The sequence below is a fragment of the Cellvibrio sp. genome, assembly GCF_053579595.1.
Map to the genome: position 1 here is coordinate 1 of NZ_JBRFPI010000191.1, position 8,409 is coordinate 8,409.

5 protein-coding genes and 1 pseudogene are annotated in these 8,409 nt (G+C 45.6%); 3 read left to right on the plus strand and 3 right to left on the minus strand.

The window, feature by feature from the left end; translation table 11 throughout:
- The 3 genes from ACWA6V_RS12610 to ACWA6V_RS12620 all read left to right on the plus strand — a co-directional run.
- Positions 1 to 624 (plus strand): ABC transporter ATP-binding protein (locus ACWA6V_RS12610; protein ID WP_449522822.1); only part of this gene is annotated, 624 nt, incomplete at its 5' end.
- Between the two features lie 5 nt (positions 625 to 629).
- Positions 630 to 3,128: an ABC transporter permease gene (locus tag ACWA6V_RS12615; protein WP_449522823.1), complete on the plus strand. Its 2,499-nt coding sequence runs from the start codon at positions 630 to 632 to the stop codon at positions 3,126 to 3,128.
- An 80-nt stretch (positions 3,129 to 3,208) separates the two neighbouring features.
- The gene (locus ACWA6V_RS12620; RefSeq protein ID WP_449522824.1) at positions 3,209 to 4,591 is read left to right on the plus strand and encodes an MATE family efflux transporter; all 1,383 of its coding nucleotides are present in this window, start codon (positions 3,209 to 3,211) and stop codon (positions 4,589 to 4,591) included.
- Positions 4,592 to 4,593: 2 nt separating this feature from the next.
- Here the strand turns inward: ACWA6V_RS12620 and ACWA6V_RS12625 are convergent, their stop codons facing one another.
- The 3 genes and pseudogenes from ACWA6V_RS12625 to ACWA6V_RS12635 form a co-directional block, all read right to left on the minus strand.
- Positions 4,594 to 6,402, minus strand: coding sequence for a hypothetical protein (locus ACWA6V_RS12625; protein WP_449522825.1), 1,809 nt, complete (start codon positions 6,400 to 6,402; stop codon positions 4,594 to 4,596).
- 116 nt (positions 6,403 to 6,518) lie between these two features.
- Positions 6,519 to 7,430 (minus strand): transketolase family protein, encoded by a 912-nt coding sequence (locus ACWA6V_RS12630; protein ID WP_449522826.1) that lies wholly within the window; start codon positions 7,428 to 7,430, stop codon positions 6,519 to 6,521.
- A pseudogene (locus ACWA6V_RS12635) lies at positions 7,427 to 8,233 on the minus strand (transketolase). The gene ACWA6V_RS12630 and the pseudogene ACWA6V_RS12635 overlap by 4 nt, the downstream one beginning before the upstream one ends.
- Positions 8,234 to 8,409: the final 176 nt, after the last annotated feature.

Genomic DNA, 8,409 nt, shown 5'->3' on the forward strand with positions numbered 1-8,409 from the left:
GGTAATTTAACGATCCTTCATCGGATTTCCATCAGCGTATTGGCCGGTGAGTCTATGGCTATTAGAGGGGCATCGGGATCGGGTAAATCTACCTTGCTGGGGATTCTCGCTGGTCTGGATGTGCCCAGTAGCGGCGAGGTAATTCTCAATGGCAATAATCTCTCTTTATTAGACGAGGAAGGGCGGGCAAAAGTTCGCGCCGGCAATGTCGGATTTATTTTTCAATCTTTCCAACTGCTACCCGGCCTCAGTGCCCACGAGAACGTGATGTTGCCACTGGAACTGCGTGGCGACAAAGCGGCCAGCAGCAAAGCGCGTGAATTTTTAGAGCGTGTGGGATTAGCGCAGCGCTTGCATCACTATCCGCAACAATTATCCGGCGGCGAGCAGCAGCGTGTTGCGATTGCGCGCGCATTTGCCAGTGAGCCCAAAGTCCTATTTGCCGATGAACCTACTGGCAACCTCGATAGCACTACCGGTGCGCGCATCATTGACTTGTTGTTTGAATTAAACCGAGCGCAAGGTACAACTCTGATTTTAATTACGCACGAAGAACGTCTGGCGCAATTGTGTAAACGCCGGATTGAGTTAGCAGCGGGCGCTATAGTCTCGGGGCGGGAGTAATTGCGATGATGCTGGCAATTAATTTATTAAGGCGCAACTGGCGCAGTGGCGAATTAAAACTATTGGGATTTTCATTGCTGTTGGCGGTTGCAGTCCTGAGCGGAATTTCCATTTTTACCAATCGCTTGGAATCGACGCTGATCAGCGAGAGTAATAGCGTACTCGGTGCGGATTACATAGTACGCGGTTCGCAACCACATAATCCTGACTGGCCTGTTGCTGCGGCAAAAGAAAACATTAAACAAACGCAAGCTGCACTTTTTTCTTCTATGGTTTTTGCGGGTGATGAAATGCACCTCGCATCAGTAAAAGCAGTAGACACTGGTTACCCCTTGCGCGGGCAATTTGAAATCAGTCGTGTACCTTTTGCGATGAATCTTGCCGAAATCGAAATTGCCAAATCAATCCCTGCGCCCGGCGAAGCTTGGGTCGATTCACGCTTGTTGCCGCTGTTGAAAATTGAACTGGGCGATAAAGTGGCTGTGGGTGAATATGAATTAACGGTTACGCAAGTATTAATTCGCGAACCTGACAGTGCCAATCCATTCAGTATGACCGGCGCGCGCCTGATTATGAATATTGCCGATTTGGAAAAAACCCAGGTTGTGCAGCCTGGGAGCCGTGTGGATTATCAATGGTTAATTGCATCGGACAATATTGGCCAACTGAAAGCATTTGTCGATCAACTTAAACCGCAGCTCAATAAACATCAGCGCTTGATTGATATTAATTCCGCACAAGAGCGGGTAGGGCGCACCCTCAATACCAGCCGTCAGTTTTTATTGTTGTCTGCAGTTATTGCAGTGTTGCTGGCTGGCGTAGCAATTGCGATTACCGCACGACAATTTTCAGCACGCCATACTGATCAGGTGGCGCTGATGAAAAGTTTAGGTGCCGGTGCGACACGTATTCGCACTCTGTACTTTTCCCAGTTAGTTCTATTAGGTGTAATTGCGTCGTTAATCGGTTTGGTCTTTGGTGAGTTGCTGCAGCGCACTGTGGCCACTAGTCTGCAGCAGGTGTATCAAATACGTTTGGGTGATGCGAGTTTTTATCCTTACGGACTGAGTTTTTTTAGCGGCCTGATGTGTCTGGTATTTTTTGCCTTGCCTGCACTCTGGTATTTACCAACGGTGCCACCGCTAAAAATCCTGCGCCGCGAATTGGCGGTCAATATGCCGCAGGTATGGATGCAAGCGGTATTAGCGTTGTTTGCCGTATTAACGTTAGTGATTCTATTTAGCCGCGATCTGAAATTGGCATTGAGTATCAGCGGCGCGTTATTGGCTGTCATTTTAGTTACCATTGTTGCTGCCTACGGCTTGCTGGCCTTGAGTAAAAAAATGGTATTGCGCCTCGGTGGCTTTTGGCGGTTGGCATTTGCCAACCTGCAGCGTCAGCGCGGCCAAAGCCTGGTGCAAATTCTGGTATTTGCGATAGCAATTATGCTGTTGTTTACATTGACCATAGTACGCACATCGCTGATTGAAGAATGGAAAGTGCAAGTGCCGGATGACGCACCCAATCATTTCTTAGTGAATATTCCACCCGCTGAATTATCTCAAGTTCAAACATTGTTGGAAAAAAACAACGTCCGCCCTGAACCGCTTTATCCGATGATGCGCGCGCGATTAACACACATTAACGGTGTTGAAACTACGGAAGAGCAGCGCTCTAATATCAACGCCTTACGCCGCGAATTAAATGTGACTTGGGCAGAAACCATGGCGGCCGATAATAAAGTCCTTGAGGGGGTTTGGTGGGATAAGTGGCAGCGCAGTGCTGCGAATTTGCCGGGTGTATCAGTGGAAGTGGAAACTGCGAAAGAAGTCGGATTAAAAATTGGCGATAAATTGCAATTTTCATTCGGTGGATTATTGTTAGATGCTGAAGTCGCGAGTTTCCGCAGCCTTGACTGGCGTAGCATGCGCCCGAATTTCTTTTTTATTTTTGAACCGGGTTCATTGGATACTTATTCGCCCACATTTATCACCAGTATTTATTTGCCGACACAACAAAAATCGTTTATCAATGAATTGTTGTTAGATCATCCAACCATTCTGGTGATGGAGCTTGACAGGATTATCGAACAGATTCGCAGCATTGTTAATCAAGTCAGTGATGGTGTCCTGTTGGTGTTGTGGCTGACATTGATTGGCGGTTGTCTGGTGCTTTTAGCAGCGGTGATGGGCAGTATTGCTGCGCGCAAACAACAAGCTGGTTTATTGCGTGCGCTAGGTAGTTCACGTCAGTTAATAGTGGGAAGTATTTGTGCGGAGTTTGCTATTCTTGGATTTTTGGCGGGTTTGATTGCGATCGTCGGAACCGAAATACTCTTAATTAGCTTGCAAAAATTTGTGTTGGAAACGGCGATACAACCACACTATATTTTCTGGTTAATATCCCCTCTTAGCGGCGCTGCGTTCGTTTCTGCGCTAGGCTACATCTGTTGCCGTCATGTTGTGACAACGCCCCCTGCCGTTGTCCTGCGTGAAGCCGTCTGATCTCCGCTCATCTTTTTTGACAGAGGCAGGTTATCTGCCTCTGTGCTTTTAATAATACGACCACGTAATAGAAGCTCATTATGACATCTGCACCTAAACCAGTGCCGCAAAGTCGCGTTTTGGATAAAGGGCTGTGGGGCATGAGTCGCCCTATGTTTCTTGACCAGGCGGTGACATACACCATTCCATTGGTTGATATGTATTTCCTCAGCCGAATATCCGATAGCGCAGCGGCGGCGGTGGGTGCGGTTACGCCTTTAGTTTTCGTCGCTAATGCCTTCTTGATTGTGAGCGCCTTTGCAGGCGCGAGTATTGCAAGTCAGAGGATCGGCGCAAATGATTATGCACGCGGTAATGCGACTATTGCCGCCTACAGCATTTTTGTAGTGGCTCTTGCGCTCATTGCTGCACTGACAGTAAATCACGGTGGTCCTTGGGTGGCTTCAGCGATGTCGTTGAGTGTCGAAGTGGAACAGCATGCGCGCACTTATTTATCACTTATTGGTTGGATGGTAGCGCTCTGGGGTTGCCGCGTCATCTACCAAACTATTTTGAATATTTATGGCGAGCCCCAGTGGAATACCTATAGCAATATTATTTTATTCGGCGTGAACCTGGTTGGTAATGCGATCGCAGTTTATGGCTTTATGGGAATCCCTCCAACCGGAGTAGTGGGTGTTGCTGTTGCCAGTATTGTTGCGGCGGGTGCGAGTTTGTTATTTGTGATGCTGGTCGTGCACTTTAAATTGCGCATTCATATTCCCCTGCGCGAGGGGTGGAAAAATTTTTCAGTATTAATAGCACCGGTATTGATGATCGCCGCGCCTTCAATTCTTGAACCTATGTCATTCCAGGCTTACATGATTGCGTTAAATTGGATTGCAGCGGAAGTGGGTGATCTAGCATTGAAAGTAAAAGTCTATGCTTACAATACTTTTTTATTTTGTTTGATGATTTCTATCGCCATAGGTATGGCGACAGAAGCAATCATCGCTCAGCGTGTCGGCCGCAAAGAATTTTATTTGGTTGATAAGCAACTTAAACAGAGTTTGAAAATATCCTTGATAGGAACGAGTGTGTTAGCTCTGTGTTGGTTGTTGTTCAATCAACCTATTTTGAAATTGTTTAGCAGCGATCCAGAAGTTATAGCAATAGGCTTCTGGGCGTTTGTGTTGAGCTTTTTAGCCGAGCCTTGGCGCACTGTCAATATCACCATCGGCAGCGCACTACGGTGCGCTGGCGATGCTACGTTCACTTCGGTTTCCAGTATTGGCGTGATCTGGTTAATTTCAGTTCCGCTTGCGTATATGTTGGCAATACCTTTTGGTTTGGGGCTCTTTGGATTATTAATTGCGGCGGTGTTAGATGAGTTTGTTCGCGCGCTTATTAAAGGTTGGCGGTGGAAGCAGGGTAAGTGGAAGCACACTGGCGTAGCCGCGCGTGAAGCGCGGGCTACCAGATAGATTTATTGATGTGGACGGCGAGTAAGCCTGTAGAATCTCAAGCTGTATCCTTGGAATCCAACATCCTCAGCTATTGATACCTGATAAAACTGACGTACATGAGCGAGCTCCTGCTCTTCGTTAGAAAATTGCGCAAGCCATGGCATATATACATAATAGGCTTCATGCGGTGCAATCGCACTGTGCAAGCTTTTGACATCAATAATGTTGTAGCCAAATTTATTGCGAGTATCTATGGTGCGCTCCAATGTATCGGCATTGACAAAGGTGTCACCGCGCGTAAACCAGGAGTATCCGCTGTCGCTATTCCACGTGATGATGATGGTTTCAGGTTTGATCGGCATCGCTTTTTGCATGCGATTGAGTAATTTGTCCAATACAGCAAATTCTGCGTTGTAGACAAAACCATTTCCCTGAGCTTCACCAGCGCTATCAATTTGTAAAATACGGTGTTCACTGAAGGCGGTTGATCCAAATACCCATTTCGAGAGAGGGTCAATCGTGCGAAAGGTTTGTAATGCAAACAAGGTAAATACGATGGTGAGCAAAGTGCAGCGGGTTTTAGTTGATTTTACAGCGAATTGTAGCGCTAGTAGTGTAAAAATAATCAGGAAAAACCCACTGTGCACTACATAGCGCGGAATAATGTAGGTGATGTAGGTGAGGTTAAATGCAACAAAAGTAAGGAAGCATATCAGTACAAGCAAAATACCCCACCAGCGATTATTTTTTTTTGCAACAATGGTGGTTTCTGCATTTTCAGTATTGGATTTAGCGATAATCGATTGACTGTACTTTTTACTGAAATTTATCGATAGAGACACCATTGTTGTGGTTGTTTTTTTTGCGCTTCGCTCGATATGGCGACCATAACCGACCAAGACTGTAAACAATACAATAAGCACCAATACCCAGTGAAAATTGAGAATAAATATTTCGCCCGCACGATTGGACATTACGCGAGGATTGAAACCAAAACAATTCCAACCCTGCGAATCGAATTTAATCCCGCTGCTCGCTGCCCACATGGCTCCTTGTTTGACTATCGAATAGAGTTTAAAAGCAATCCCGGGTAGGAAAATACAAAAGATCCGGTAAAAAAATGTTGATAACGGGAGGTGGTGTTTTACCGCTGAAAATCCTGTGGGCGGAAGTAATTGACCTAAGCTGGGGATACGGCCTGCACGAATTTCCTGATACAGAATAATCGAGCTATAAAGCCCTATACCGCCAATAAATGAAATCCAGAATAGTGTTCCTGTAGCCTTGGAGAAAATCATAAACAGACTGGCAATGGCAAACCAGCCGTAGCGACCATAAAGCAATGCTGCCAGTGCGGCAGTAAAAAAAACCAATACTGGAAAATCAGTATTGATAAAAATAGACGTGGCAAAAAATAGGGGGTCCAGTGCAAATATTGCGGTAGCCAATAATACTTCCGGTAAATGGCGCGCGCTTGGTAAAAACCAGCGAAAAATTTTAAAGGTGCAGACTACCGAAAAAGTAGCCAACAAAAGATGGGTGAAGTTAAGCGTAAACAGATTGGGGTAATCAATTAGTTGTCCTAGTACCAATAAGCCAACATAACCCATCGCGGAATGGCCAAAAACGTTATAAGTGTCGAGAATAACGCGTGGTATTTCAGTAACGCTATCAATATTTTTAGTGGCGTCAATTGCGCTGGTAATACCGCCCCAATAGGTGGCGGCATCCCAACGTGGTACAGCATCCAAATAAAAACTGCGCACGACAACATAGGCTAATAACAATAGGCATAATAAGCCTTGTTCCTTGAGTTTAAAAAAATACAAACTCCATTCCCCTATGAATTGGTATTACCTTAGGTACCTTGGGTAGAAGTCTTAGACAATAAGTCTTCTACCGTAAGTGCTTACAGTAGATCGTTAGTAATAAATAGGTAATTAAATTAATCTGTGACTAGTATTGATGAGAGTTGTGGTAATAAAGCCGCTACATCAATGCCATGCTCTTTAAGCAAATAATCGTAGCTGCCACACTTTTGTGAGAACCGATCTTGCACTCCCATACGGACAACCCGCGTATTGCCCGTTTTACTGACTATTTCGGCAACCAAGCTACCCAAGCCGCCCATGATTGAATGCTCTTCAAGTGTCACCAGTGTTTTGGTGTGTAGGGCAATACTGTTGAGTTGGTCTGTATTGATAGGTTTTATGGCCGGCACGCTCCACACTGATGCATCTATAGTTTCCGCGAGTGTAACAGCCGTTTTTACCATTGACCCTGTCGCTAAAAAAACAACATTGTTTTGCGTACCTGTACGTACAGTTACCAAATCGCCAATAGGTACGGAAACTGGTCCTTGATGTACTTGGCCAATATCGGATTTTCCCATACGTACATAAAATGGCGATTCAAAACGCAATGCCTGATCCATGGCATATTGCATTTCATAAACATCGCAAGGCGATAAAATGCTGATATTGGGAATACAGCGCAATACAGCAATATCTTCCGTCGATTGATGGCTACTACCCAAACTGCTGTAAACCAAACCGGCGCCGTCGCCCATAAAGACGACGGGTAAGTTTTCGTAACACACATCCATTTTAATTTGTTCAAGCACGCGGATGGGTACAAATGCACTCAAGCCATACACAATCGGCTTAAAGCCCGCTTTGGCAAGGCCTGCAGCAACGCCAACCATATTTTGTTCGGCGATGCCGGCATTAATAAATTGCGCCGGTAAACATTTACGAAATTCATCGAACAATGCATACCCGTGATCGCCAGTTAATAGCAGCACTTTGGAATCTGCCTGGGCTGCGGCAAGAATAGCTTTGGAAAATATGGATCTCATACTGCTGGCTCCAATTCGGCCATGGCCAGATCAAAAGTGTCTTGGGTTAAACGCGTGTAATGCCAGCTGTTTTCGTTTTCCATAAACGAAACACCTTTGCCTTTTACAGTGCGGGCGATGATGGCTTTTGGGTTGCCATTTTTACTGTTTTTTAATTCGACCAAGGCGTTGTCCAGCGCGGTTTCATCATGACCATCGACGGCAATTGCATCAAAACCAAATGCAATAAATTTATCTTTAAGGCTGCCTAAGCCTAACACGTCATGGGTTTTGCCCATTGCCTGAAAACCGTTTTCATCGACGATAACAATTAAATTATCCAGTGTTTGTTGTTTGGCAAATAAAATAGCTTCCCACATGGTGCCTTCATTCATTTCGCCATCGCCAACAATAGCGTAGCAGTATTGATCGCTTTTATTTAATTTGGCAGCGAGTGCCATACCTACACCTACAGATAAGCCGTGCCCCAAGGAGCCTGAAGTGACTTCACAGCCGACAACGTGAGCATCGGATAATCCTTTGAGCTTTGAGCCATCTTTAAAATAGTTTTCGATGTCTGTAGTCTACAACCAATTTTTTTCATAAAGGCAGGCGTACTGTGCCATAACACCATGGCCCTTACTCAATACTAAATAATCACGCAGTGCTGCTGCTGGATTATCGCCGGGATAGCGTAAATGGTTGCGATAGAGCACCGACATAATTTCGATAATCGAAAATGCGCAGCCGATATGCACGGTCGAACCGGAATAGGCCATTTTTAATACGGTTTGTCGTAATTGGTGGGGGGCAAATGCAGTCATGCGCTACGTCCGTCTGAGTAATGGGCTAGTGATTATGCGCGGCTAATAAGCGCCTGCGCTTTTCCCAAGCAATTGTTTTGTGAATAGCAGAAGGCAAATCGGTGTATTGTGCCAGCTCCAATTCCTGGTGTGCTTTGCTAACACCGGGCACGTATTGCTGGATTGGACTGTTGGCG

What these genes read in the sequence shown, in the direction of transcription:
- ACWA6V_RS12620 (WP_449522824.1), top strand. Translation starts at nt 3,209, where the DNA reads ATGACATCTGCACCTAAACCAGTGCCGCAAAGTCGCGTTTTGGATAAA.
- ACWA6V_RS12615 (WP_449522823.1), top strand. Translation starts at nt 630, where the DNA reads ATGATGCTGGCAATTAATTTATTAAGGCGCAACTGGCGCAGTGGCGAA.
- ACWA6V_RS12630 (WP_449522826.1), bottom strand. Translation starts at nt 7,430, where the DNA reads ATGAGATCCATATTTTCCAAAGCTATTCTTGCCGCAGCCCAGGCAGAT.